The organism is Nonomuraea sp. NPDC001684, assembly GCF_053596515.1.
In genome coordinates this window covers 1-25,102 of the sequence record NZ_JBSFGJ010000105.1, presented here as the reverse complement: position 1 = coordinate 25,102, position 25,102 = coordinate 1, and the positions used below count along the sequence as shown (strand labels likewise).

Annotated in this window: 23 protein-coding genes; 15 read left to right on the top strand and 8 right to left on the bottom strand. The window is 72.8% G+C overall.

Features of this window, described 5'->3' with window-relative positions; all coding sequences use genetic code 11:
• The 3 genes from eccB to ACWCSD_RS20610 all read right to left on the bottom strand — a co-directional run.
• Window positions 1-778, bottom strand: a 778-nt coding sequence (eccB, locus tag ACWCSD_RS20620; RefSeq protein ID WP_449916916.1) for a type VII secretion protein EccB, incomplete at its 3' end; no start/stop codon positions are given.
• Between the two features lie 55 nt (window positions 779-833).
• Complete coding sequence (locus tag ACWCSD_RS20615; protein ID WP_449916914.1) at window positions 834-2,228, bottom strand: alpha/beta hydrolase family protein; 1,395 nt, start codon at window positions 2,226-2,228, stop codon at window positions 834-836.
• A gap of 398 nt (window positions 2,229-2,626) precedes the next feature.
• Window positions 2,627-2,791 carry a hypothetical protein gene (locus tag ACWCSD_RS20610; RefSeq protein ID WP_397165342.1) on the bottom strand — a complete coding sequence of 55 codons (165 nt, stop codon included), beginning with the start codon at window positions 2,789-2,791 and terminating at the stop codon, window positions 2,627-2,629.
• A 242-nt stretch (window positions 2,792-3,033) separates the two neighbouring features.
• On the opposite strand from ACWCSD_RS20610, the gene ACWCSD_RS20605 reads away from it, so the two are divergent.
• Together ACWCSD_RS20605 and ACWCSD_RS20600 are read left to right on the top strand one after the other, a co-directional pair.
• On the top strand, window positions 3,034-3,597 hold the full coding sequence (locus ACWCSD_RS20605; RefSeq protein WP_397165344.1) for an ArsR/SmtB family transcription factor: 564 nt from the start codon (window positions 3,034-3,036) through the stop codon (window positions 3,595-3,597).
• Window positions 3,598-3,735: 138 nt separating this feature from the next.
• Window positions 3,736-4,248: a hypothetical protein gene (locus ACWCSD_RS20600; protein ID WP_397165346.1), complete on the top strand. Its 513-nt coding sequence runs from the start codon at window positions 3,736-3,738 to the stop codon at window positions 4,246-4,248.
• Window positions 4,249-4,778: 530 nt separating this feature from the next.
• On the opposite strand, the gene ACWCSD_RS20595 is transcribed toward ACWCSD_RS20600, so the two are convergent.
• Window positions 4,779-9,521: an FtsK/SpoIIIE domain-containing protein gene (locus tag ACWCSD_RS20595; protein ID WP_449916910.1), complete on the bottom strand. Its 4,743-nt coding sequence runs from the start codon at window positions 9,519-9,521 to the stop codon at window positions 4,779-4,781.
• Window positions 9,522-9,872: 351 nt separating this feature from the next.
• Here ACWCSD_RS20595 and ACWCSD_RS20590 point away from each other — a divergent pair, with 351 nt between their 5' ends.
• From ACWCSD_RS20590 to ACWCSD_RS20535, 12 genes are all read left to right on the top strand, one after another.
• Complete coding sequence (locus tag ACWCSD_RS20590) at window positions 9,873-10,550, top strand: hypothetical protein (RefSeq protein WP_387668954.1); 678 nt, start codon at window positions 9,873-9,875, stop codon at window positions 10,548-10,550.
• 1 nt (window position 10,551) lies between these two features.
• Window positions 10,552-11,268, top strand: coding sequence for a hypothetical protein (locus ACWCSD_RS20585; RefSeq protein WP_352361875.1), 717 nt, complete (start codon window positions 10,552-10,554; stop codon window positions 11,266-11,268).
• On the top strand, window positions 11,265-12,560 hold the full coding sequence (locus ACWCSD_RS20580; protein WP_397165348.1) for a CpaF family protein: 1,296 nt from the start codon (window positions 11,265-11,267) through the stop codon (window positions 12,558-12,560). The genes ACWCSD_RS20585 and ACWCSD_RS20580 overlap by 4 nt, the downstream gene beginning before the upstream one ends.
• Window positions 12,561-12,562: 2 nt before the next feature.
• Window positions 12,563-13,411, top strand: coding sequence for a type II secretion system F family protein (locus ACWCSD_RS20575; protein WP_449916907.1), 849 nt, complete (start codon window positions 12,563-12,565; stop codon window positions 13,409-13,411).
• Complete coding sequence (locus ACWCSD_RS20570) at window positions 13,404-14,324, top strand: type II secretion system F family protein (RefSeq protein WP_397165351.1); 921 nt, start codon at window positions 13,404-13,406, stop codon at window positions 14,322-14,324. Before ACWCSD_RS20575 ends, ACWCSD_RS20570 begins: the two co-directional genes overlap by 8 nt.
• On the top strand, window positions 14,324-14,557 hold the full coding sequence (locus ACWCSD_RS20565; protein WP_357969997.1) for a hypothetical protein: 234 nt from the start codon (window positions 14,324-14,326) through the stop codon (window positions 14,555-14,557). Before ACWCSD_RS20570 ends, ACWCSD_RS20565 begins: the two co-directional genes overlap by 1 nt.
• The gene (locus tag ACWCSD_RS20560) at window positions 14,541-14,963 is read left to right on the top strand and encodes a TadE family protein (RefSeq protein WP_357969999.1); all 423 of its coding nucleotides are present in this window, start codon (window positions 14,541-14,543) and stop codon (window positions 14,961-14,963) included. The genes ACWCSD_RS20565 and ACWCSD_RS20560 overlap by 17 nt, the downstream gene beginning before the upstream one ends.
• Entirely contained in the window at window positions 14,960-15,355 is a 396-nt protein-coding gene (locus ACWCSD_RS20555; RefSeq protein WP_397165353.1) for a TadE family protein, read from the top strand. The genes ACWCSD_RS20560 and ACWCSD_RS20555 overlap by 4 nt, the downstream gene beginning before the upstream one ends.
• The gene (locus ACWCSD_RS20550) at window positions 15,352-15,762 is read left to right on the top strand and encodes a TadE/TadG family type IV pilus assembly protein (protein WP_397218419.1); all 411 of its coding nucleotides are present in this window, start codon (window positions 15,352-15,354) and stop codon (window positions 15,760-15,762) included. Before ACWCSD_RS20555 ends, ACWCSD_RS20550 begins: the two co-directional genes overlap by 4 nt.
• Before the next feature lie 70 nt (window positions 15,763-15,832).
• Complete coding sequence (locus ACWCSD_RS20545; protein WP_449916901.1) at window positions 15,833-18,571, top strand: BTAD domain-containing putative transcriptional regulator; 2,739 nt, start codon at window positions 15,833-15,835, stop codon at window positions 18,569-18,571.
• Window positions 18,568-19,188: a hypothetical protein gene (locus tag ACWCSD_RS20540; RefSeq protein ID WP_397165358.1), complete on the top strand. Its 621-nt coding sequence runs from the start codon at window positions 18,568-18,570 to the stop codon at window positions 19,186-19,188. Before ACWCSD_RS20545 ends, ACWCSD_RS20540 begins: the two co-directional genes overlap by 4 nt.
• On the top strand, window positions 19,185-20,117 hold the full coding sequence (locus ACWCSD_RS20535; RefSeq protein ID WP_449916899.1) for a hypothetical protein: 933 nt from the start codon (window positions 19,185-19,187) through the stop codon (window positions 20,115-20,117). The genes ACWCSD_RS20540 and ACWCSD_RS20535 overlap by 4 nt, the downstream gene beginning before the upstream one ends.
• A 63-nt stretch (window positions 20,118-20,180) precedes the next feature.
• Here ACWCSD_RS20535 and ACWCSD_RS20530 read toward each other — a convergent pair whose 3' ends face one another.
• The 4 genes from ACWCSD_RS20530 to ACWCSD_RS20515 form a co-directional block, all read right to left on the bottom strand.
• Window positions 20,181-20,612 carry a MarR family winged helix-turn-helix transcriptional regulator gene (locus ACWCSD_RS20530; RefSeq protein ID WP_352361855.1) on the bottom strand — a complete coding sequence of 144 codons (432 nt, stop codon included), beginning with the start codon at window positions 20,610-20,612 and terminating at the stop codon, window positions 20,181-20,183.
• Window positions 20,613-21,035: 423 nt separating this feature from the next.
• Window positions 21,036-21,548, bottom strand: a complete 513-nt coding sequence (locus ACWCSD_RS20525) for a methylated-DNA--[protein]-cysteine S-methyltransferase (RefSeq protein ID WP_352325829.1) — start codon at window positions 21,546-21,548, stop codon at window positions 21,036-21,038.
• Entirely contained in the window at window positions 21,545-22,948 is a 1,404-nt protein-coding gene (locus tag ACWCSD_RS20520) for an AlkA N-terminal domain-containing protein (RefSeq protein WP_449916896.1), read from the bottom strand. Before ACWCSD_RS20520 ends, ACWCSD_RS20525 begins: the two co-directional genes overlap by 4 nt.
• A 77-nt stretch (window positions 22,949-23,025) precedes the next feature.
• Window positions 23,026-24,252: an MFS transporter gene (locus tag ACWCSD_RS20515; RefSeq protein WP_449916894.1), complete on the bottom strand. Its 1,227-nt coding sequence runs from the start codon at window positions 24,250-24,252 to the stop codon at window positions 23,026-23,028.
• Between the two features lie 90 nt (window positions 24,253-24,342).
• On the opposite strand from ACWCSD_RS20515, the gene ACWCSD_RS20510 reads away from it, so the two are divergent.
• Window positions 24,343-25,102: DUF5937 family protein (locus ACWCSD_RS20510; protein ID WP_449916892.1), on the top strand; the 760-nt coding region annotated here is incomplete at its 3' end.

Below are 25,102 nucleotides of genomic sequence, written 5' to 3'. Positions count from 1 at the left end.
CCTGACCGACCGCCCCCTTGCCGCCCCCGGGGGCGACGGCGCGCCGGCCCAGGCCGGTGATGGGCGGCGGCATGAAGTCGGGGCCGGGAGGGATCGCGTTGATCCAGGTCGAGGGCACTCTTCTGGGATGGGCGTTGAGCGCGCGCACACCCGTCTCGGTCACCTTCATGCGCCGGTCGTTCCAGACCACCCAGCCCTGCTGGCCGTCCGTGACGACCAGCGCGTCGCCGCCCACGGGTGTCCCGCCGACGTCCTGTCCGCCCACCAGCGTGACGTACGGCCCCCGCGCCCCGGCGGCCTGCGCCGGCTCGGTCACGCACGCCGACCACGGGCCCTTCACCAGCTTCTCGCGGGCCGGAAGGCTGTCCGGCGCGCCCGCGATGCCCACCAGCGGCCCGCGCGGCAGCGTCGCCAGCGACGCGGCGGAGACGTTGCGCACCTTGAAGTCGGTCGCGTCGAGCAGCAGCAGCGCCGAGACGTAGTTGGCGGTCGGCAGCAGCCGCCCCTGCTCCTGGCTGTAGACATAGGTGGCGCCCGTCTCCTCCTCGACCAGGAGCTGGCCGGCCTCGGTCAGGTTCGTCGCCCCGCCGGGTTTGAGCAGCCCCCAGATCCCGAACACCGCCGCGATGAGCACGCCCACGAGCACGCCGCAGAACATCGCCACGTTGTGCCGCCGCATGGGCGTCTCCGGCACATCGGGCTCAGCCTGCAGCAACGCCATGCCCAGGCGCTGCTGCATCAGCCGATGAGCCTGGTAGAGGTCCTTCCGGGTCTGCATCTCACCTCTCCCGTATCGCAGGGATCAGCATAGAACGCTCTTGTGTCATGAACCCCTACGGAAGTAGCAAACCCCAATAGAACGCCCACGGAACGAAGGCCACACCCGCCGCGACGAGCAGGCCCAGCCGTACCCGCTCGCCGGTCGCGCGTTCCCGCCGCCACGTGCGCGCTGCCGGCACCGTCGCCACGACGGTGGCCACCGCGACGGCCTGCAGCGCCAGCCAGACGAGCGGCCTGCCGAGGAGCATCGGACCGGGCGCGGCCAGCTTCCCGCCGGTGGACATCAGGTAGAACAGGTAGGCGAACCCGCCCAGCGCCGCCACGAGCCCTCCGGCGCTGCCCACCCGAGCCGCCGCCGTCCCCTTGACCGACGTGCCCCGGACTGCTGCCGTTTCCGCGGTCGGCGTGCCCCGGACCGCTGCCGTTTCATTGGTCGGCGTGGCTTGGGCCGCTGCCGTTTCTTTGGCCGGCGCGGCCCGGACCGCTGCCGTTTTCGCGGTCGGCGTGGCTTGGGCGGCTGTCGTTTCTTTGGTCGGCGTGGGCCGGGCCGCGCCGCGGCCCCGGATCCGCCGGACCACGGCGACCGCCGGATATCCGGCGAACCCGGCCAGGAACAGCGCCAGGACCGCCGTCTGCGCGAAGGCCGACTCCCACCACGCTGGGGGCGGCGTCCCGACGGAGTCCTCTGCCTGGACGGGCGCGGGCCCCGACACCTCCGCGACCGGAGCCCGACCCGAGGTCGCCTTCGCCACCCAGCCGCCCACCAGCTCGGCGTAACCGGGAGCGAGCTCGGGCAGACGCGTGACGCCGCCGTCCGGGGTCACATGAGCCGCGTGATCGGCCTTCTCGAAGAACCGGAACGTGTACCGCCTGTTGCCGCCCTTCTCCAACGCCGCGCGGAAGATCGGCGGCGTCTCGCGAGGCGGGGTCAGCAGGTCGTGCACGCCCCAGATCGCCAGCACCGGCTGCCGCACCGCGGCCAGGACCGGCTCGGGATCGTAGTAGGGCTCCGGGAACATGCCCCCGTCCGCGATCACCCGGTACAGCTTCGGCTCGGCGTGCTCGACCAGCGACCCGCCGACCCCCGCCTTGCGCAACCCGGCCGCCACGGCCCACGTCTGCTGCCGCAGGGGCTGCAACGCGTTGGCCCCGACCACCACCACGAACGCGATGTCCTTGGACTTGGAGGCGGCGAGCGGCGCCACCCACCCGCCCTCGCTGAGCCCCCAGATGCCGACCTTGCCGGGATCGACCCCGGGCTCCTTGCGCAGCGTCGCGACCGCGCCGAGCGCGTCGTCGGCGAGTTGCGCGTACGACCGATGGAACAGCGAATAGTTCACCGAGCGCTTGTCGTAGATCAGCACGGTCAGGCCCTGCCGGGCGAAGGCGACTGCCTCACCCAGCAGCTTCTCCCGAGACGTCCCCGTCCCCGCCCCATGCACCAACACAACCCCAGCCCGCCCACCCCCACCACTCGCGCCCTCCCCGGCGAGGTCGTCCCAGCTCAGCAAGGCGGGGTTGTCCCGGCCTTGCCAGGCCTCGCCGCTCAGGCTCTGCCCGGCCGCGCGCCCGGCCTGGGACGCGCGCCCGACCCGGGCCATGTCTCCGGGCTGCCCCTTGGCCCCGACTTGGGCTGTACCCCCGACCTGGGTTGTGCCTCCGACCTGGGGCGTACTCCCGGCCTGTGCTGTACCCCCGACCCCGGCTGTACCTCCGACCTGTGCTGTGCCTCCGGACTGGGCCGCGCTGCCGGCGCTTGAGGAGCTGATCGCGCTGGCCGACGGGCTGATCACGCTGCCGTGCAGCTCCAGCCCGCCGCTGCCGCGGAACGTGACCTCATGGACCGTCAGGTCACCCGGAACCGCGAGGCCACCGGGAGCCGCCTGGCCACCGAGAGCGGCGAGGCCACCGGGAGCCGCCAAGCCGCCGGGAACGGCGAGGCCGCCCGGAACTGCCGGTCCCGCGCGATCGAGTTCGACCGCCCCGGCCCCAGCGCCGCGCCGTCCTTCACCGGTCATTGCGGCCTTCTGGCCGAGATCGGCCGTCGTTGCGGCGTTCGAGGTGACGTCGGTGGCGGGGGCGGCACGACCCAGTCCGGGTGTACTGAGCCATAACACGACGCCGGCGACGGCGCTGAGGGAGACGGCGGCAGAGGCCGTGAAAAGGTTTCGCATATTGCCGACAGTAGTCTGCAGAGACATCTCGGCAAAGACATGTCTGCAGATATCGTCCTCAAGGACTAGCCTGCTCCTCATGAAGGACGACGAGCCCCTGGTGCTCCACGATCCCGACCGGCTCAAAGCCCTGGCCCATCCCATGCGCCGCCGCATGCTGACCCACCTGAACATCCACGGCCCAGCCACCTCCACCACCCTCGGCGAGCTGCTCGGCGCCAAGACCGGCACCACCAGCTACCACCTGCGCCAACTGGAGAAGTACGGCTTCATCGAGGAGATCCCCGAACGCTCCTCCGGCCGCGAACGCTGGTGGCGCCGCGCCGAACTCCCCAGGGACATCCGCCTCCCCGAGCCCGGCGATCTCGGCCCGGAGGATCAGGCGGTCCTGATCGAGTTCCACCGGATCGGGCTGGAGGAGGACCGCGCCCTGCTGGACCGCCTCCCCACCGCCTTCCAGACCGACCCGGACTGGGTCAAGGGCTCCCGAGGCCTCGCCCGCATGACCAAGGACGAGCTCAGGGAGTTCCACGACGCCTACGTGGCCCTGCTCCTGAAATACAGCCACCCTGCGGACGAGGCCCCACCCGACGCCCGCCCCCTGTACGTCCGCATGTACACCCTCCCCGCCGACGACTCCTGACCCCCATGTGCGTTCCCGTCTGAAGTGGCGACCTCTCACGCGACCTGACGAAGCAGGTGGCGAGTTCTCGCCTGATCTGGCGAGGATGTCACTGCGCCTGGAGTGGTTCCTGGGGCTGTCGGCCGCCTTGGAGGCGACGTGTCACCGTTGGTCATCGAGTTGGATCCGCTGAGGGCTGCCGGCCCGGTGCTGCTGGGGGCTTCGTTCGAGGAAACAGGGCGGGTGCTGGCGGCGTGGGGCGCGCCGCAGCCGTACGCGCCGTATCCGGGTGCGGAGCCGCTGGATTGGCGGCTGATGGGATCGGGAGTTGATGTGCACGTATGCTGCGGGTCCGCAGGAGTGGTGCAGACGGTCGAGATCTACCGAGACTTCGACGTGGAGCCGCGGGCGCAGGTGTTCCTGCTTGGTGTGGATCTGTTTTCGACGCCTGCCGAGCAGGTGATCGCGGAACTGCGAGCCCGCTTCGACGTCGAGGTCGACCAGGGCGACTGCGGCTTGGTGGTGCCGGAGTTGTCCGTTGGGATGTCCCGATCGGGGGTCCCGTATCCGGGGGCGGATCAGGAGACCATCGACCGCTACACGTGTTTCGAGAGCGTCCTGATCGCGAGCCGGGGCTACTACGACCCGCCGCCTCGGAACGGGGCATCATGAGCACGGGGCTGGCTGCGATGGACGAGTTCTAGGCAACTGCACCTTGGCCATCGGCGTCCCGTTCCCCGAAATCACTTCAAATGAGAAGGCAAGTGGCGAACCGCAGGTCAACGACGCCACCACTCGACAGATCAACAGAGAAGTCACACCCCACACCGCCGCCGCCCGCACGCATCGGGCCCCGGGGAGGCCGACCGGCCGCGGTGTCGTGGGCCTGAACCCTCCTCCCCGTCCGACGAGCCCGACCCCGGACGCCAGACAAGGGCCACCGAAGGGCTCCCACGCGCTGGGAACTCGGAAACGCTGGCTCAGGGCGGGGACTCGGGAGGGTTGGCTCGGGGTGGGGACTCGGGAGGGCTGGGTCGGGGTGGGCAGGCGCGTACACCCTCCCGTCCGACGAGCCTGACCGCGGATGCCATGCCCGGGCCGCCCGGACTCGTGTGGTCCTCAAGGGTGGGCGACGTGGGATGGGTCGGGTGGCTACGGCTGAGTGGCTCTGGTGGCTCGCGGAACGAGGTTGGGCGCGTGGGTCAGGGGGTGTCGGGGAGGGCTGTTTGGATGGGGGTGATGTTGCCGGTGGTGACCAGGAGGCCGCGGCCAGGTGGGCCGCCCCCGGCCCCGCGGGGCAGGCGGATGCTGAACAGGTCGCCGTCGGTCGGGCCCTGGACCGACAGCAGCACGCCCGTACGGGACTTGCGGGTCTCGGCCACGAAGCCGCGGTAGGCGACCGCCAGGTCACCGGTGGAGCCGGCGATCAGCAGGCCGTGATCGCCGTCCCTGCCCGAGCGGAGCACCTCCTCCAGGGACGTGCCCAGCGGTGAGTCGGGGTTGACCAGTTCGGCGTCGTCCACGACCACGACGTACTGGCCCAGGTCGGCGACCAGTTCGGATAGGTCGGCGGCGTTCCCGTCGAGGACGGCCACCGCGTCCGCCAGATCGCGCAGCGGGCTGCGTCTGGGGGCGACGGCGACGACCGGCGTGCCCGCGGCGATGAGCGACCGCGCCGCCGTCACCAGGACGGACGACCGCCCTGACCGCGACGGCCCAGCGATCACCGCGCCCGGCCCGTGGGCCAGCAGGTCGACGCCGAGCGGGGTGAGCGCGTCCCCACCCGCCCCGACCAGCGCCCACAGCGGTGACGGCGGAGTGAACGCCGGATCGAGGTCCATCGTCTGGGACGCGGTGACCCGCATCGGCAGCGCGTCGACGCGCAGCGGCTGTTCGCCCTCCCCGGGGCGCCCCCCACGCCCGGTGGCCTGCGGGCTCGCGCTGCGGGCCAGGGCCTGGAGGGCGGCGACCTGGGCGGGGCCCGCGGGGTCGGCGGAGAGGAGGGCGATGTGGTGTTCGGTGATGCCGTGCTCGCCCAGCGACAGGGCACGGCCCGGAGGCATGGACGCGGGCAGCCCCTTGAGCGGGAACCCGGCCAGCCCGTAGTCGGCCGTGTCGGACAGGCGCAGCAGCAGGCGGTCGTCGAAGACCGTCGAGACCTGGCCGAGCAGGCCGGACCGGTCGCTGGTGACCACCGCGCGCAACCCCACCGCCGGGCCCTCGCGCAGGAGCTGGAGCAGGGCTTCGATCAGGCGGCCGTAGTCGTAGCTCTCGAACGCGGCGACGAAGCCCTCCCAGCGGTCGAGCATGAACACCAGCCACGGCAGGCGGTGACCGGCCTGGCGGTATTCGGCGAGCGAGGCGTGGCCCGCCTCGGCCAGCAGTTGCTGGCGGCGGCCCACCTCGGCGCGCAGCCGGCCGAGCAGCCGCTCCACCCGTTCGATCTGGTCGCGGGTGACGACGGCGCCGCAGTGGGGCATCGCCATGACGGGGAGCAGCGCGCCCGAGCCGCAGTCCACCGCATGGACGTGCACGTCGGCGGGCGACGTCCGGGCCGCGATGGCGCCGGCGATCGTCCGCAACGCCGTCGAGCGGCCGCTGCGCGGGGCGCCCGCGATCAGCAGGTGGCCGCCGTTGGCCAGGTCGAGCGCCAGCGGGCAACGATCCTGCCGCCACGGACGGTCGGTCACCCCGAACGCCAACGGCGCGACCTCCTCGAACCCGCCGCCGGCCCCCTCGTACGCCACCCCAGCCGCACCTTCCGGCACCCCAGCCCCCTCGTACGGCGACGCGGGACCGGCGTGCCCGGCTCCGAGCGGCCCCTCCGGTGAGGCGGGCACGGGCGGGGCGGCGGGCAGGTCGAGCACCAGGTGGGTGGGCAGCGGGTCGAGCCACGGGCTCGGCTGGGCCGGGACGCCCGCCAACCGGCCAGCCTCGACGAGCGCGTCCGCGACCAGGCCGAGATCGGTGACCGCCGACTCCTCGGCCGGCTCCGGAGGCGGCGGAAGTGGCCTGCCGAGCGAGCGCCAGTCGACGTCGAGCACCCGCACCCGCCCGGCCGGCCCCCCGGCGGACGGAACACGCGCGGGGCTGCGCCCGCCCACCCTGGCCGTCTGGACGGCGATCGCCGCCCCCACCCCCGACCGCACGTAACACCGGCCAGGGGTGGACTTGGAGATCGCGGCCGCGTCGGGCAGGTCGATGACGTCGGTGGACTCGGCGGGTTCGGTCACCCGCAGCGCGATCCGCAGCGAGGTGTTGGCCTGGATGTCGGCCGTGACCACGCCGGCCGGCCGCTGGGTGGCCAGGATCAGGTGGATGCCCAGCGAACGGCCCCGCCGCGCGATGTCCACCAGACCGGCCACGAAGTCGGGCAGCTCGGCCACCAGCGCGGCGAACTCGTCGATGATCAGCACCAGGCGCGGCATGGGCGCCTGGCCGGCGTAGTCGTCGATGTCCTTGGCGCCCGCCGCCAGCAGCAGGCGTTCCCTGCGCCGGATCTCGGCCGCCAGCGAGTCGAGGGCCCGCTGGGTCAGGTGCCCGTCGAGGTCGCTGACCATGCCGACGGTGTGCGGCAGGCGTACGCACTCCTTGAAGGCCGCGCCGCCCTTGTAGTCGATCAGCACGAATGTGAGCTGGTCGGGCCGGTTGGCCACCGCCAGCGAGCAGATCAGCGTCTGCAGCAGCTCGGACTTGCCCGCCCCGGTGGTGCCGGCGATCAGCCCGTGGGGGCCGTCGAGCTTGAGGTCGACCGAGAACGGGCCGTCGGGGCCGACGCCGATCAGCGCCTCGGTGGTGCCGCGGGCCCGCCACCGGCCGGCCAGCTCCTTGCCGGACGGGTCGGGCATGCCCATCAGGTCGAGCAGGCGGACGGCTCCGGGCAGATTGCCCGACGGATCGTCCCGGCTCACGTCGCGGATGGGGGACAGGGCCCTGGCCAGCCGGTCGCACCAGGCGGCCGAGACCAGGTCGCCCAGCACCGGCCCGATCACGTCGAGCCCGCCGCCGAGCAGGCGGACGAGTCCGTCGGAGCCGCAGGCCGCCACCGTCTGGCACTCCTCGGGCAGCAGCCGCTGGTCGTCGTCGATGGCGAGGGTGAACACCCCGGACCGGGGGCCCTGCCGCAGGACCTGGGGCATGTTGGGCAGGCCGCGCAGGATCTGGGCGCCGTCGAGGATCACCAGGACGTCGTGCGGACGGACGTCGTAGGAGGAGAAGCTGGGCTTCTCGGGGCCGCCCAGATCGTCCCAGCCTGTGGGGATCTTGCCGAACTCGGGGATGGCGGTGTTCTGGCGTTCGTCGATGAGCGCGGCCAGCTCGGCGACGCGGCGGGCGGCCGACTCGGGGTCGGTGCCGACCAGGGCCACGCAGTCTTCGCCCGCACGCGGGGCGCAGTGCGGCAGCCAGCGCGTCCAGCCCCAGCGGCGTTCGCCGTCGGCGCGCGCGGACACGACCACGATGGCCAGGTCGCGCGGGCTGTGCAGGGTGGCGGCCTGGGCGATCAGCCAGCCGGCCAGGCTGGTCGCGGCCCCGCGCGGGCCGGTGACGCCCGCGACGCCGAGCCGGCGCATGGCCAGCGCCACCGGCACGGCGCGGCAGAGCGGCGGCTCGATCGGACCGCCCTGCTCCTCCGACAGGTCGAGGTTGGCGGGCAGGTCGGCGAGGCCGACGCGCAGCCGCAGCGAGTCGGCGTCGTGGATGCGGCGCTCCCACAGACGCCTGCGCGGCCCGGTCGCCGTGAGCAGGACCTGGGCCGGGTCGGGCGCGTCGGACCTGCGCGCGGCCTCGTCGGCGGCCCTGGCCCGCTCGACCTCCTCGTCGTAGGCCCGGACGCGTTCGCCGAACTCCTTGAGCGCCTGCTTGTGCTTCTTCCTGCCGTGGCGGCGGTCGCTGACCCACTGGCCGATCATGATGATCGGCGTCATCAGGGCGACGAGCAGGTAGTAGGGGGCGTGCAGGGCGAACGCCAGCGTCACGCCGAGCACGGCGGGCAGGAGCGCGGCCAGCAACTGCAGCCGCATGCCCTCGGACCTGGTCGGCTCCTTGGGCTTGACGAACCTGCGCTCCGGCTCGGGACGGCGCAGCCTGGGCGGCCGGTTGTAGGCGAGCCCGCCCTCGCCCCTGGGCGCGAGGTGGGCGTCCTTCGGCTCGATGGAGGTGAGCACGAACACCGAGGACCCGCAGGTCAGCACCGCCTGGTCGGGCCACTCGGCGGGCCCGGTGAGCGCCCTGCCGTCGAGCTCGGGCACGTCGCCCTGTTCGGCGGCGAACTCGGCCGCCTCCCGCTCGGCGACCCGCGCGGTCAGCTCGGCCACCTCCTCGGCCCACCGCCCCTTCAGCTTCAGCCTGGAGGGCTGCCCGGAGCTCTGCCGGTGCGCCCGCTCGACGGTGATCGCGTCAGGCGTCACGCGCACGGCGACGGCCTCGGCGGCCAGGAGGGGATCGGCGACGGCCATCGCGCAGGTGGGGTCGGACCCGATGACGTGCACGCCCAGCCCCAGCCGGTGGACGGCCCCCGCCGCCGGGCCGCCGATCACGCGGATCTCGGCCACCCCGCCGGGCTCCTCGACCACGGTGGCACGGGCCAGGCGCGGGTCGAGCGTGACCTTGTCGCCGTCGCGCAGGACGGCCGCCGCCGGCGCCCGCGGATCGAGCGGACGCCCGTCACGCCAGAGCAGCGCGCCGGAATCGGCGGGCACGTCGGCGGGGACGTCGAGCCGGTCGGGGACGCGCGGACGGGGGATGCGCCCCTCGGCCCCGCCCCGCCCCCCGGCCTCGGGCGCCAGGCCGTAGGGCGCGCGCGTCCGCGGCAGCTGGACGACCTTCGCCATGGACGTGCGCCCGCTCAGCGCCTCGGTCACCCCGGCCACCGTGGCGCCGCCGTCGCCGTCGATCACGACGTCACGGTCGCCCTGCTCGCCGAGCACGGTGAGCATGATCCGCATGTGCCGTCTCCTCGCTCGACCTCGGGCGCCAAGGTAGCGCCAGAAGCGAGAGTAGGTGTCCCGGTTGACGCCACCGGCATGAGAACGCGGTTCTGTGGATAACTCGCGCGCCCAGCGTCACGATCAAGCCTGAAAAAGTTGTGATTACTGCGACTCAAGATAAAACTGTGGCCAGCATGCCGATAAATCGGTATTCGTCAACTTGGTAGAGACAATAGGCATCGATTATTCCGGGTTGACATCGCGCCACCTGCGAAACAAGCATGGGTCCTCGCATTCCGCCCACGCCTCACCCGGGCGCCCCACATAATGGGCGTGAATTCCGCATTTCACAATGGGAGCCCCCCACCCATGAGGACCAGTGAAAAACCTGTCGCCGACAACGCGGCGGCGGGGTTGTCCGGCCCGGCCTCGCGCAAGCTCCCCGTGCCCCCACGCGAACGCAAGCCGGCCCTCGCCGCGCTGGCGGTCCTGCTCATACTCGGCGGGGCGCTGGCCACCACGCTGCTCGTGCTGCGCAGCGGCGACCGCGTCTCCGCCATCAGGATCACCCAGCAGGTCGGCGCGGGCCAGAAGTTCGTGGACGGCATGCTCGAAGAGGTGAAGATCGCCTCGGACACGGGCGTCGACTACGTCCCCTGGTCCCGGCGGTCGGAGGTGACCAAGAGCTTCGCCGCGGTCACGATCCTGCCGGGCACCCTGCTGACCAACCAGATGGGCAGCAAGGCCAGCGACGAACTCGGCCCGGGAAAGGCGACCGTCGGCCTCGCCCTCAAACCCGGCCAAATGCCCGCCGGCATTCAACAGGGCGACCGCGTCCAGGTCGTGTACGTGCCGAACCGGACGGCTCAGGGGCAAAGTCGCGTACTGGCCGAGAGCGCGCTCGTGTTCAGCACGGGCGACAAGAACCGGACCGGCGGTAATTCCGGCCAGATCACCGTGATCGTCGATTCGTCGGACTCACCGCAAATACTCGCCTATGCCTCCAGCGGAGAGATCGCGGTGGCCGAGCTCCCGGGAGCGCGCTGACGTGGCGCTGATCGTTCTGGCCGCCGACAAGGGCGCGCCCGGCGTGACCACCGCGGCCACCGCCCTCGCGGCGGTGTGGCCGCGGCCCGTGCTGCTGGCCGAGTGCGACCCGGCCGGCGGCGACCTCGCCTACCGGCTGCCCGCCGCCGACGGCGGCGTGCTCAACCCGGGCAAGGGCCTGCTCACGCTCGGCGCGACCGCCCGCAGGGGCCTCGAACCCGCCCAGATCCACCAGCACACACAGAAGATCATCGGCGGGCTCGACGTGCTGGCCGGGCTCACCCACGGCGAGCAGGCGGCCGGGCTCACCTGGCTGTGGGGCCCGCTGGGCAGGTCGCTGGCCGCCATCCCCGACGCCGACGTGATCGCCGACTGCGGCCGCCTGGGCTCCCATCCGCAGATCGCCGACCTCCTCGCCGAGGCCGAGCAGGTGCTCCTGCTCACCAGGGCGACCCTCGACCACGTCGCCCACCTGCGCGAACGCCTCCAGATCACCAAGGCGCACGGCGTCGTCGTGATCGCCGACCCGCGCAACTACCGGGCCTCGATCGAAGACGTGCGCAGGATCGTCGGGCCCATCGTCCAGTTCGTCCACGGGCTGGCCCACGACCCCAAGGGCGCCGAGCTGCTGCGCGGGCAGTGGGGCGGCCGGCTCGACCGGTCCCTGCTCATCCGCACGGCCCGGGACCTCGCCGCGAGGCTGGTGAGCCACCGATGATCGACCACTCGCTCGTCAAACGTTTCCGCCAGGAGGTCGGCGACCGGCTGGCCCAGCAGCGCCGGATCGACCAGGCGAGCGGCGTCCCGCCGATGTCCGGCGAGGACGAGCGCCAGTTCGCCAGGGCGCTGATCTCCCAGGTGCTGGAGGAGCACGCGCGCAACGAGATCGGCCTCGGCCGCACGCCGCCCACCATCGAGGAGGAGGAGGCCCTGGCGGCCGGCATCCACGCCGCGCTGTTCGGCGTGGGCCGACTCCAGCCGCTGCTCGACGACCCCGAGGTCGAGAACATCGACATCAACGGCTGCGACCGCGTATTCGTCAGCTACGCCGACGGCCAGGAGCTCATGCAGGACCCGGTCGCCGAGTCCGACGACGAGCTGGTCGAGCTGATCCAGATCCTGGCGGCGTACTCGGGGCTGTCCAGCAGGCCGTTCGACACCGCCAACCCCCAGCTCGACCTGCGGCTGCCCGACGGCTCCCGGCTGAGCGCGGTCATGGACGTCACCGTGCGCCCGGCCGTGTCGATCCGCCGCTCCCGCCTCGGCAAGGTCTTCCTGTCCGACCTGACCGGCAACGGCACGATCAGTCCGGAGGTCGGCAGGTTCCTGACGGCCGCCGTCGCCGCCCGCAAGAACCTCATGATCGCCGGGTCCACCAACGCCGGCAAGACCACCCTGCTGCGGGCGCTGGCCAACGAGATCCCGCCCAGCGAGCGCCTGATCACCGTCGAACGCGCCCTTGAGCTGGGCCTCGACCAGTTCCCCGAGCTCCACCCCAACGTGGTCGCCTTCGAGCAGCGCCTGCCCAACTCCGAGGGCCAGGGCGAGATCTCCATGGCCGAGCTGGTCAGGCGCTCGCTGCGGATGAACCCCAGCCGCGTCATCGTCGGCGAGGTGCTGGGCGACGAGATCGTCACCATGCTCAACGCGATGACCCAGGGCAACGACGGCTCGTTGTCGACGATCCACGCCAACTCCAGCATGGAGGTCTTCAACCGCATCGCCACCTACGCCCTGCAGGCCGGCGAGCGCCTGCCCATCGACGCCACCCACATGCTCATCGCGGGCGCGATCGACTTCGTCGTCTTCATCGAGAAGCGCAACGACTACCACGTCGGCGGCACCCTGCGCCGCTACGTCTCCAGCATCCGCGAGGTCAACGGCTGCGACGGCCGCGTGTTGTCGAGCGAGGTGTTCGTGCCCGGTCCCGACGGCACGGCCGTCCCGCACGCGCCGGTCTCGTGCCTGGAGGAGCTCGTCGCCCACGGCTACAACCCGGGAGGCTGGTGAGGATGGCGTTCGACCTCGACCCGCTCGCGATGGCGGCGGGCGCGGCCGCCGGCGGCGGCCTCTTCCTGTTCTTCCTCGCCCTGTACGGCCTGCGCCGCCGCCCGTCCCAGCCCAGACGCCCGCTCGTCAAGATGCTGACCACCCGCACCGCCGTCGCCGCGGTGGCCGCCGGCCTGGTCCTGGTGGTCACGGGCTGGCCGGTCATGGCGGTGGGCACGGTGCTGCTGGTGTTCGCCTGGCGCGGCCTGTCCGGCGGCGCGGCCGAGGAACGCGCCGCCATGCGCCGCCTGGAAGGGCTGGCCGCCTGGACCGAGTCGCTGCGCGACACCATCGCCGGGGCGGCCGGGCTGGAGCAGGCCATCCCGTCCTCGATCAGGGCCGCCGCGCCCACGCTCCGGCCCCACCTGCGGGCCATGGTCGACCGCCTGCACACCCGGATGGCGCTGCCGGAGGCGCTGTCCCGCTTCGCCGACGAGCTCGACGACCCCTCGGCCGACCTGGTGATCGCCGCGCTCATCCTCAACTCCCGGCTGCGCGGCCCCGGCCTGCGCGACGTGCTGGGCGCGCTCGCCGTCTCGGCCCGCGAGGAGCTCGACATGCGCCGCCGCGTCGAGGCCGAACGCCGCTCGACCAGGCGCAGCGTGCAGATCGTGGTGATCACGGCACTGGTCTTCGCCGGGCTGCTCATCCTGTTCAACCCCGCCTACGTCAGCGAGTACGGCTCCACCCTCGGCCAGGCCGTGCTCGTGGTCGTCGGCGGCCTGTTCGGCGCCGGGTTCGCGTGGATGCGGCGGCTGGCCAGGTTCGACAAGCCGACCCGGCTGCTGATGGGGGGAGGCGGCCATGGTTGAGGGCGTGCTGGCCGGGGCGGTGCTCGGCCTCGGCCTGTTCGTGCTGGTACGCGCGTTGTTCCCGGCCCGTCCCGGGCTGGTGGCGCGGCTGCTGGCGCTCGACGCCGTGCGCGAGGACGCCGACGCCCCGCGCATCCAGCTCCTGCTGCCCGACGAGGAGGTCAGCGCGTTCCGCCGCGGCCTCGGCGCCCGCCTGGCCCGCCTCTACGGCGCCCGCGGCTGGGAGGTCCGCTCGGTCAAGTCCGACCTGGCCCTGCTCGGACGCTCGTTCGAGGCGTTCCTGGCCACCAAGGTGCTGCTCGCCGCGAGCGGCCTGCTGGCCTTCCCGATCCTGCTCGGCTGGCTGGCGCTCATGGGGTGGGGCGTGTCGTTCACGGTGCCGTTCTGGTCGGCCGTGCTCGTGGCGCTGCTCTTCTTCTTCCTGCCCGACCTGCAGATCCGCAAGGAGGCCGCGGCCATGCGACGCGACTTCCGGCACGTCGTGGGCGCCTTCCTCGACCTGGTCTCGATGAACCTGGCGGGCGGGCGCGGCGTGCCCGAGGCGCTGATGATGGCCGTGTCGGTCAGCGGCGAGCAGCCCAACTGGGCGATGGGCCGCATCCGCGACGCGCTCGGCGGCGCCCGGATCGTCGGCATCACCCCGTGGCAGGCGCTCGGCCAGCTCGGCGAGGAGATCAACGTCGACGAGCTGCGCGACCTGTCGGCCGCGCTCGGCCTGGTGGCCGACGACGGCGCCAAGGTGCGCGCCTCGCTCACCGCCAGGGCCGCCACCCTGCGCCGGCGCGAACTGGCCGAGATCGAGGGACGCGCGGGCGAACGTTCGCAGTCGATGCTCGTGGCCCAGCTCCTCCTGTGCGCCGGTTTCGTGATCTTTCTCAGTTTTCCCGCCGCGATGAAGATGTTGGGGGCCTGATGAACCATCCCTGGATCGTCTATCTCACCGCCTACCTGGGGGTGCGGATCCAGCGCGCCCGCACCGCGCCCAGCAGGGGCGCCTCCGCAGTCGAATGGGTGATCATCACGGCCATCATCGCGGGCGTCGCGCTCGGGCTGGCCACGCTGATCAAGACCCTGGTCGAGCAGAAGTCCAGCGAGATCCAGGGCACGTTCGGCGGTGGCGGCGGCGGTGGTGGCGGAGACTCGTGAGCGGGGCGCGACCGTGATCGAGCTGGCGTTGCTGATGCCGGTCATCCTCGCGGTCGCGCTCCTCGTCGTGCAGGTCGCGCTCTGGTTCCACGGTCGCCAGATCGCCGAGGCGGCGGCCAGGGAGGGCGCGCGGGTGGCCAGGTCGGCGCCGTTCGACTCGGGCGACTGGCAGGGCGCGGCCACGGCGAAGGCCACCGACATCGTCAAGGCGGTCGGCCCGCGGCTGCTGGAGAACGCCGCGGCCACCACCTCCGAGCGCGACCCCGACCAGCGCTTCGTCACAGTCACGGGCAGCGCCGTGCAGGTCGTGCCGCTGCTGCCGCCGCTCACCTTCACGATCACGGCGACGGCGGGCGGGCCGATCGAGTGCTTCCGTCCCGACAACGGCGGTGATGACTGCCGATGAAGCCGGGCGAGCGCGGCTCGATGGCCGTGGAGACGGTGATGCTCGCCCCCGTCTTCCTGCTGTTCCTCATGTTCCTGGTCGGGGCGGGGGTGCTGGTGGAGACGCAGGGGCGGGTCAACGGCGCGGCCAGGGACGCCGCGCGGGCCGCGTCCGTGCAGCGGAGTTTCGACGACGCCGGCGCCGCGGCGGAGAGCACCGCCAAGGCCGCGCTGGACGACAAGTGCGGCGCCAGCACGGTGAACCTGGACGGATCCACCTGGGAGGCGGGCGGCCAGGTGCAGGCGGAGGTGACCTGCGAGCTCGACCTCGGCTTCCTCGGGTTCGGCGGCACCAAGCGGCTGACGGGCACCGCCGTGGTGCCCCTTGAGCAGCTCGTCAGGAGGGAGCCGTGAAGGCGGGGGAGCGGGGGTCCATGTCGGTCTTCACCGTGCTCTTCTCGGTCGTGGTGTTCCTCCTGGCCGGGCTGCTGGTCGACGGCGGCGCGGCGATCAACGCCCGGCTGCGCGCCGCCGACGTCGCCGAGCAGGCCGCGCGGGCGGGCGCGGACAAGATCGACGTCGACCGCCTGCGCACCGGCGGCGAGGTCGCCCTGCTGGACGAGGGCCAGGTCTGCGCCAGGGCCGACGAGATCGTCGCGGCCCAGGGCGGCGACGGCGTGGCCCGCGGCTCCTGCTCGGTCCAGCAGGACCAGGTGACGGTCAGCGTCTCGGTGCGGTGGGAGGCGTTCTTCCTCGGGGCCCTCGGGTTCCCGGGCTCGGAGATGAACGGCGAGGCCACGGCCGCCCCGGAAGCCAGGTAGACCGATTCCCGCCACTCGGTGGCCGGGGCAGCGCACGAGGCAGGACGCTGGACGGAGGAAGGGAGCGGCGATGCCGACGCGAGAGCCGACGCGAGAGCCGGCGCGCCCCCCGGGGCGGCACCAGCCCAGGCGGCCGCCTGCGCGCATCCCGGCCAGGCGGACCTTCGGCGACGTGCTCGCCGGGCTCGCGGCGCTGGTGGCGCTGGTGGCGTTGGTGGGCGGGGTGCCGTACGCGCTGCTCAGGTTCGCCGGGCCGCCGGTCACGTCCGAGATGCTCGATCTGCGGTTCTTCACCGCCGAGGCCGGGCCGAGCACGATCCAGGCCGTCCTGGTGCTGCTGGTGTGGCTGGCCTGGTTCCAGCTCTTCGTGTGCGTGCTGGTCGAGGTGTACGCCGGTGTCCGAAGAGTCGGGATGCCTGCCCGCGTACCGCTGTCGGGCGGCACGCAGGCGCTGGCCAACAAGCTCGTCGGCGCGGTGCTGCTGCTGTTCACGGCCGGGGCCATGATCGCGCCCATCGCGCGGATGGCCGCGCCGCCCGCCGCGCCGCCGGTCACCGCGGTCGCCTACTCCGCGCCGATCGTCGAGCAGACGCTGGAGACCCACAAGACCAAGAAGGTGTACGTCGTGCAGCCCCCGCACGGAAGGCACCACGAGAGCCTGTGGGAGATCGCGGAGAAGTGCCTGGGAGACGGCCGCCGATATCCCGAAATTTACCGACTCAACCAGGCCAAGGAGCAGCCGGACGGCACCCGCCTGCGCATGGCCGACCTGATCAGGCCCGGCTGGGTGCTCGACATGCCGGACGACGCCAGGAACGTGCACATCGTCCCCGCCGGCCAGTCCCGCGAGCAGACGCTGCGCGAGCACCCCGGCGTGGCCCACACCCGCGCCCAGCCCGACGCCCGGCACCACGCCGCCAAGAAGGCCACGGAAGGCAAGACCACCGAGAAGAGCGACAAGGACCAGGCCAGGCACCGCAAGCCCGACGTCCGGCAGGACCAGCCCGAGATCACCGTCAGGGAGGCGCAGAGCCTCGACCTGATCGACTACCTGGCCGGAGCCTCGCTGGCCGCCGCCGGGCTGCTGGCCCTGCTGGCCAGGAGGCGGCGGGAGCAGTTGTGGCGCAGGGTGTTCGGGCGCCGGATCGTCCGGCCGCGCGACGACGCCGCCCAGGCCGAGGTCGCGCTCAGGCTGGGCGGCGACGCGCCGGGCGCGCGCATCCTCGACATCGGGCTGCGGCTGCTCGGCGCCGAGCTGGCCGCCCAGCACCGCACCCCGCCCACCGTCTACGGCGCCCACCTGTCCCCGCGCACGCTCGACCTGTGGATCCACCCGCCGGACGACGACCCGCCCGAGCCGTGGACGGCCCAGGACGGCGGCCAGGTCTGGCGCCTGCCCGCCCACGAGGGCCGCCTGCTGGAGGAGCAGCCGGGCGGCGCGCCGTACCCGGGGCTGGTCTCGATCGGCACGGACGCGAGCGGCCGGGTGCTGATCGACCTGGAGGCCGCGCAGGGCCTGATCAACGTCCGCGGCCCGCAGACCACCGCGGCGCTGGCCGCGCTCGCCGTCGAGCTGGCCACCAACCGCTGGTCCGACCGCATGCGCATCACGCTCGTCGGGTTCGGCGAGGAGCTGACCGTGATCGCCCCCGACCGGATCAGGGCCGTCGGCAGCCTGGCCGAGGTGCTGCCCGAGCTGGAGGCGACCGCCGCGCCGCGCCGGGAGGTGCTGACCGGACGCGTCTCCGGCAGCCCGCGCGACGCCCACTACCTGCTGTCGGCCGTGGCGCCCACGCACGAGGAGGCCCGCCGCCTGGCGCTGCTGGCCCGCCGGGACACCGCCGGGTACGTCCTGGCCGGCGACGTCCCGCACGCCACCTGGACGCTGGAGATCGGCGACGACGGCAAGGCGCGCATCGCCGAGCTGGGCTTCGAGGTCGAGGCCCAGCTCCTGCCGCGGCGCCACTACAAGGCGCTGATCGACCTCTTCCGCACCGCCGGACGGCTCGACGGCGAGGCCTACCCCGAGGCCGAGCCGCTGGAGGGCCTGCACCCGCCCGCCGTCGAGATCAGGATGCTCGGCCCGATCGAGATCGCCGGGCTCGCGCCCCTCGAAGAGGGCCGCATGGCGCTGGCCACCGAGCTGCTGATCTACCTGGCCACGCATCCCGGCGGCGTGCACCCCGTCGTGCTCGGGGGCGTGTTGTGGCCGCGCGGGGTCCAGACCATGGTCAGGGACGCCACCATCGCCCGCGTCGCCGACTGGCTCGGCCCCGAGCACCTGCACGTCGACGAGGCCGGGCGGCTCAGGCTCGGCCCTGAGGTCCGTACGGACTGGGCCCTGTTCCGCGAGCTGGTCCGCCGCTCCCAGCACGACCCGACGGCCCGCACCGTCCTGCTGGAGAAGGCGCTCGGCCTGGTACGCGGTCCGCTCCTGGCCAACCGCCCGTCCGGCCGGTACGCCTGGCTGGCGGCCGACGACCTGGAGTACGACGTCGCGGCCGGCGTGGCCGACGCGGCCCACCGGCTGTGCGAGCTGCGGCTGGCCCAGGACGAGCCGGACGCGGCGGTGGCGGCCGTCCGCGCGGCGTTGCTGCTGGCGACCGACGACGAGGGGCTCTGGCGCGACCTGCTGCGGGCCACCCACGCCACCGGGGACGCCGTCCGCATGCGGGCCGTGGTCGAGGTCCTGACCCGCAGGGCCGCCTCCCACCCGTACGGCGGCGGGATGGCCCCGGAGACCGAGGCGTTGATCGAGGAACTGCTGCCCTCGTGGCGCATCCATGTGGTGAGGGAGTCGTCCGCATGAGACGTATGACGGTGATCGCGCTCGTCCTGCTGGTGGCGGGGTGCGGGCAGGCCGAGCGGCCGTACACGCCGCAGCCGGGCCCGTCAGGGACCGCCTCGGCGACGGCGCCCACGACGGGAGGCTCGGCGCGGCCCTCCGCGGACGCGCCCGGCGTCGAGACGGTCGAGGTCGGCGGCGGGAAGCTGCGGGTCGACATCGACTGGCCCGCCCGGCGCGACCCGCTCATGCGCGTCATCACCGACTGGTACCTCGCCTCCCGCAAGGTGATGGTCTCGGGAAGCGATCGATACCTGAAGGATCTGGATCTCGAACTCCAGGCGGTGCGCCAGGCGTATGACGGAGTACGCCGGTACACCGAGGAGGACAGAAGGGTGAAGGGCGTCGCCAGACTGTACGGCCTGCGGGTCACGAAGGTGCTGGACAAGGGCGCGCAGATCGACACCTGCGTGGACGAGTCGAAGGCACGCGTGGTCAGCGCGAGCAGCGGCGAGGCCGTCTCGCCCCAGCCCTCCATCATGCGCGCCCCCTACCTCCAGAGGGCCCTCGCGCACCGCGGCGACGACGGCGTGTGGCGGATCCGGGAATTCCTCTATGACAAGGAAGGATGCGCGCGATGAACCGCGTGATCTCGCTGGCCACCGCGGCCCTCATGCTGCTGGGCCAGCTCGACGACCCCGGCGAGACGGCCGGCAGCCCCATCGAGCACGGCCGGACCAGAGGGATCGAGCTGCGCAACTCTCGGATCGTCATCTCCGGCAACGGCGCCAAGGGCGGCAACACTGACGGATACGTCCTCAAACGCCCCTGCTGGTACGAGCCCGGCATGACGGGCGCCGAGATGCTGAAGTCGCAGGAGGCCCTGCGCGACTACTGGTTCAGGTACACCAAGGACGCGTCCGAGGAGGGCTTCCAGGAGTTCCTCAAGCAGTTCAAGGACAAGGTCGGCAAGGACGGACGCTGGTGGGGCCCGGCGTACGACGCCTCCGACCCGAAGGGCCAGGTCTGCTTTGCGGCGCTCGACCCGTTCGTGTTCGTGCCGCCGGGCACGACGCCGCCCGCCGGGATCACGATCCGGGAGCTCGCCGAGATCGCCAGGGCGTCCCTGACCGTGCCCGAGCCCACGATCAAGCTGAGCCCCGACGCCAAGAGCTTCGTCAACCTGCCCACCTGGGTCTGGCTGGAGGGCCTGGGCGAGCGGCGCAGATCGGTGACCGCGGAGATTCCGGGCGTCATGAGCGTGACCGTGGTGGCCACGCTGAAGAGCATCAAGATCGACCCGGGCACCACGAGGGACCGGGCGGAGGTGCACGAGGAGGGCTGCGGGGTGGCCGGACGTCCGTACGCCAAGGGGGCCGCGTTCACCTGCGGCATGCGTTACCTGCGGGCCTCGATCGACCAGCCGCGCGAGGCGTACCGGCTCACCGTCACCACGTCGTGGCCGGTGGAGACGACGGGTGACGCGGTGCCGTTCCAGTTCGCGCCGGTCGAGGCGGGGGCGACCCGGGACGTGCCGGTCGGCGAGATCCAGAGCAACGTGAAGCCGTAAGGGGCCGAGCTGGGCGATCCCTGGGGCCGGCGGGCCTGGGCGATCAACCTCGGCCGGGCGGGCCTAGGCGATCACCGCTGCCAGCGGTGCCAGCTCGGGCTGCTCGGCCGCCTCCGCCAGCACCTCCTTCAGCACGGTGTCGTGCGTCGGGCCCGCCGCGGTCAGCAGGTCGCGGCCGTCAGGGGTGACCTCGGAGTAGATGCCGCGCCGGTCGTCCTCGCACAGGTAGCGCTTGAGCAGGCCGCGCTTCTCCAGCCGGGTGACCAGCCGGGTCGTGGCGCTCTGGCTGAGCACGACCGCGCGGGCGAGCTGCTGCATGCGCATGTGCCAGCCGTCCTGGCGGGCCAGGGCGTCGAGCACCGTGTACTCGCTCACGCTCAGGCCGTGCGCCTTCTGCAGCGCCTTCTCCAGCCTGTCCTCGATCTTCGCGTGCAGGGCGGCGAGGGTGCGCCACCCCTGGGCACGCGCCTCCACGGCGTCGTCGGCCAGAGGCATGTGAACCCCCTCCTCGTGCTCGTGTCAACGATTAGCAAGCGCATGCAAATGATGCCTACGCCGTCTAACGTCGTATGAGCCCCATTCTATGCCGCGGCTCAGTTGGTGGGCCGTCATCACCGAGACAGGGGGCGAGGAGTTCAGGGTCAGGATCCGCTCGGCCGCGTCCTCGGGCACGGGGATGCCCCTTGCCATCAGGATCCGAACGATCGCCTCGGCCATGCCCTTGGCTCTGCTGGACCTGCACAAGGCCCTGATCTGGGCCCTGTGCAAGGCCTGGTCGAAGGTCAGGCCTTCGGCTCTCCCTTCCGTGAACCATGCGACACGGCTTGGGAAACTGGGATCACGGCGCCCGTCCGTCGTCACGGGGGCGGATTCCGGCGGCGGCGACATGCGAACACATTACCGAACGCCGTCGTCTCGTCACTGTAGGTTGAGGGTTTGTCCGCTTTCGTGGGCGAGGAGCCATTCCTTGACCGGGACGCCGTAGTAGTAGCCGCCGTAGCCGCCCGTGCTGGGCAGGACGCGGTGGCAGGGGACGAAGGGGGCGATGAGGTTCTGCGCGCAGGCGGAGCCGGCGGCACGGGCGGCGGTACGGGGGAGGCCGGCGGCCTGGGCCAGCTCGGCGTACGAGACCGTCGTCCCCGCGCGGACCTCGCGCAGCGCTTCGTGCAGGCGCTTGCGGGTGGGGGAGCCGGGCTGCGAGACCGGGACGGCGTCCAGGGCGTCGAGGTCGCCGTCGAAGTAGGCCCGGACGGCTTCGGCGGGGGCGCCGAGGTCGTCCACCACGTCGAGACCCTCCGCCTGCAGGGCCGGGGTGAGGCGGACGAACATCTCCGCAGGGTCGGCCGTGAAGCCGCCCGCGACGAGGACGCCCTCGCGGGTGAGCAGCGAGAGCGAGCCGATCGGCGTCGGCAGGACCTGGGCGGTGATCATGAAGAGCTCCAGAGATGCAGGGCGGCGTAGGCCCGCCAGGGCCGCCACCGTTCGATGTGGTCGTCGGGGATGCCCAGGGCGGCCATGCGCTTGTTCAGCACGAGGTCGCCCGTGGGCCAGGCGTCGGGGTCGCGCAGCGCGCGCAGCGCGATGTAGCTGGCCGTCCAGGGGCCGATGCCGGGCACCTTCAGCAGCTCGGACCCGGCCTCGGCCGGGTCCTGGCCGCCGTCGAGGTCGATGTCGCCGTCGGCGACCCGGCCCGCCAGGTCGGCGAGGGTGGCGATCCTGCGGTTGGTCAGGCCGAGGCCCGTCAGGTCCACCTCCCGCAGCTCGGCCGCGGTGGGGAAGAGCGGGCCGCCGGTCCTGGCGACGATGCGGCCGAGCAGCGTACGGGCTCCGGCGACCGAGATCTGCTGGCCGACCACCGCGCGTACGGCCAGCTCGAAGCCGTCGAACGTGCCCGGCACCCGCAGTCCGGGCCGGGCCTGGACGAGCGGGGCCAGCGAGGTCTGGCCGAGCGCCTCGGCGATGGCGTCGGGGTCGGCGTCCAGGTCGAGCAGGCGGCGGCAGCGGGCGACGATGCGGGCGAGCTGCCGGGTGTCGGCCAGGGCCACGTCGAGCGCGATGTGGTCCGGCCGGGGGGTGAGCGTGATCGTCCCGCCCGGCACGGCCCTGGAGTACGACTCCGGGCCCGCGACCTCAAGGCCGGGGATGGCGCGGGAGGTCAGGAACCCGAACACGCCCGCCACGTCGTACGGCTCGCGGCGGTGCAGCCGCAGCCTCAGTGTGACCGGCCCGGCGGCCTCGGGCTCGGGCGGCGCCGCCGGACGTCCGGCCGTGGCGCGCAGCTCGCTGGGCGTGAAGCCGTACGTCTCCCGCATCGTGGCGTTGAACTGCCGCACGCTGCCGAACCCGGCGGCGAAGGCCACCTCGGTGACCGGCAGCCCGGTCTCCGTCAGCAGCTGCTTGGCCAGCAGGAGCCGCTTGGTGCGGGCCACGGCCAGCGGCCCGACGCCCAGCTCGGCCACGAACAGCCGGTGCAGGTGGCGTTCGGTGATGTGCAGCCGCCGGGCCAGCCCGGCCACGCCGCGCTCGTCGGCGGCTCCGTCGTCGATCAGCCGCAGGGCCCGGCCGATGAGGTCGCCGCGCAGGTCCCAGCCGGGATCGCCGGGCGACAGCTCGGGACGGCAGCGTTTGCACGGCCGGAACCCGGCCGCCTCGGCCGAGGCCGCGTGCCGGTAGAAGCGCACGTTCCTGGAGGAGGGGGTACGCGCCGGGCAGATCGGCCGGCAGTAGATGCGCGTGGTCGTCACCGCGGTGTAGAAGCGCCCGTCGAACCGGGAGTCCCTGGCGGAGACCGCCCGGTAACAGGAGTCGAAGTCGAGCTCTAGGGGTGACATGCCTCCGAGACTATGCGCGGGCCGCGGGTGCCGACCGGCGGAAATCGGACCTCACCATGAAAACGCAGGTCAGCAGGTCAGTGCGGTCGATCGGCGGTATTCGGACCTGATCGGCGAAGGGCTGAGAAGTGGATCGGCAGCCAGCTCACGGCCATGATCGCCGCACCCGCCCAGAGCGGCGCGCGCACCCCCCACAGCTCGCCGAGCAGCCCGGCCAGCAGCCCGCCGAGGCCGACCGCGCCCATCAGCAGCAGCCGCATGGTGGCCGTCATCCGGCCGAGCAGGTGGTCCGGCGTGACCCGCTGCCGCATGCTGACCAGCAGCACGTTGTTCACCCCGGTGCGGAACGTCAGCACGAACCACGCCGCCGCCGCGGCCCACAACCACGGCCCGGCGTCGAGGAACGGGATCACCAGCGCGGCCGGGGCGGTGGCCAGGCTGACCAGCCACACCGCACGGCCCGTGCCGAAGCGCCGGCCGAGCAGATGGGCCGACGACGACCCGGCGAGCACGCCGAGCCCGCCCACCGCCAGGTACGCCCCGAACACCCACTCCGGATAGCCGAGCCGCCCGACGATGAGCACCGGCAGCAGGACCGAGCAGAGCGGGAACGCCAGGTTCGCCATCGTGCCCTGGACCAGGGCCGCGACCAGCACCCGGTTGCCGAGGATGAACCGCACGCCCGCCGCGATCCGGGCCCGCAGGGACTCCGCGGCCTCCGGCGAGCCGTCCCCGGGGATTGCCGGTTCGGGGACGCCGCGCAGCCAGGCCGCCGACCACAGGTAGCTCAGCGCGTCCAGCAGCACGGCCAGCGGCGCGCCCACGACCTGGGCCAGCACCCCGGCGAGGCTGCGTCCGGCGACGTCCATGCCCGCGGCCGTGCCCACCAGCAGCGAGTTGGCCGACGTCAGCCGCTCGCGCCCGACCAGCCCCGGCACGATGCTCATGGACGCCACGTCGAACAGCAGCGACCCGGCCCCCACGAGCACCGTCACCACGTAGAGCTGCGCCATGGACAACGTCCCGGCCCACCAGGCCGCCGGCACCGACAGCAGCGCCACGGCCCGTGCGGCGTCCATCGCGATCATCAGGCGGCGCCGCCGGACGCGGTCCACCCACGCCCCGGCGGGCAGCCCGATCACCAGGGCCGTGAGCGTGGCGAGCGCCGAGAGCAGCCCGACCTCGCCCGCGCCCGCCCCGAGGGCGGTCACGGCGAGCAGGGGGAGGGCGACGTAGGTGATCTGGCTGCCGAGCTGGCTGACCGCGCCGGCGACGAACAGGTTGCGGAACGCGCGAAGCCGCAAGAGTGGAGCTTCCACCAAGGTTGCTGACATGTCGGCAGGATGCTGAAATGTCGGGCAAGGCCGCTATCGATTAAGTGACAAGCAAATTCAATGACCCTCGACCTGACGTTCACCGCCCACGACCTCGCCAACATCCGCTTCGCCGTCTCCCCGCTCGGCGAGGTCGTGGCCAGCGCGCGCGTGGTGAAGAACCCGGCCGCGCACCCGCTCCTGCGGCCCTGGGCCGACCAGGTGCGCCGCCGCCTCCAGGACGTGGACTGGCGGCTGCTGTCCGACCTGGTCCCGGTGCCGACCATCTCGATCGCGGGCTTCACCTGCACGCCGCCCTCGACGTCCATGCCGGACCTGGAGCTGGAACTCGCCACGATGCGGGGCGCGGCCGCCCGGGTCCGCACGGATCTGGACCACATCGGCGGTCCCCGGACGAAACGGGTGCAGGCTCTCTACGACGACCCGGAGCAGGGCCTCGAACGCCTGGCCACCGAGGTGGCCGGCTACTGGGAGGCGGCGATGGCGCCGTACTGGCCGCGGATCAGGTCGCTGCTGGAGGGCGAGATCCTGCACCGCGCCCGGCTGCTGGCCGAGGGCGGCGCCCAGCGCATGCTGGCCGACCTCGACGACACCGTCACCTGGGACGACGGCACGCTGCGGCTGGAGCACCGGTACGTGTCCGGCCGCCGGTCACTGAGAGGGCTCGGGCTGCTGCTGGTGCCGTGCGTGTTCGCCTGGCCGCGGGTCCTGTCGGTCACGACGCCGCCGTACCAGCCGACCGTGCGTTACGCGCCGCGCGGCATCGCGACGCTCTGGGAGCGCCGCGAGGTGGACCCGCCCGAGGCGCTGGCCGCCGTGC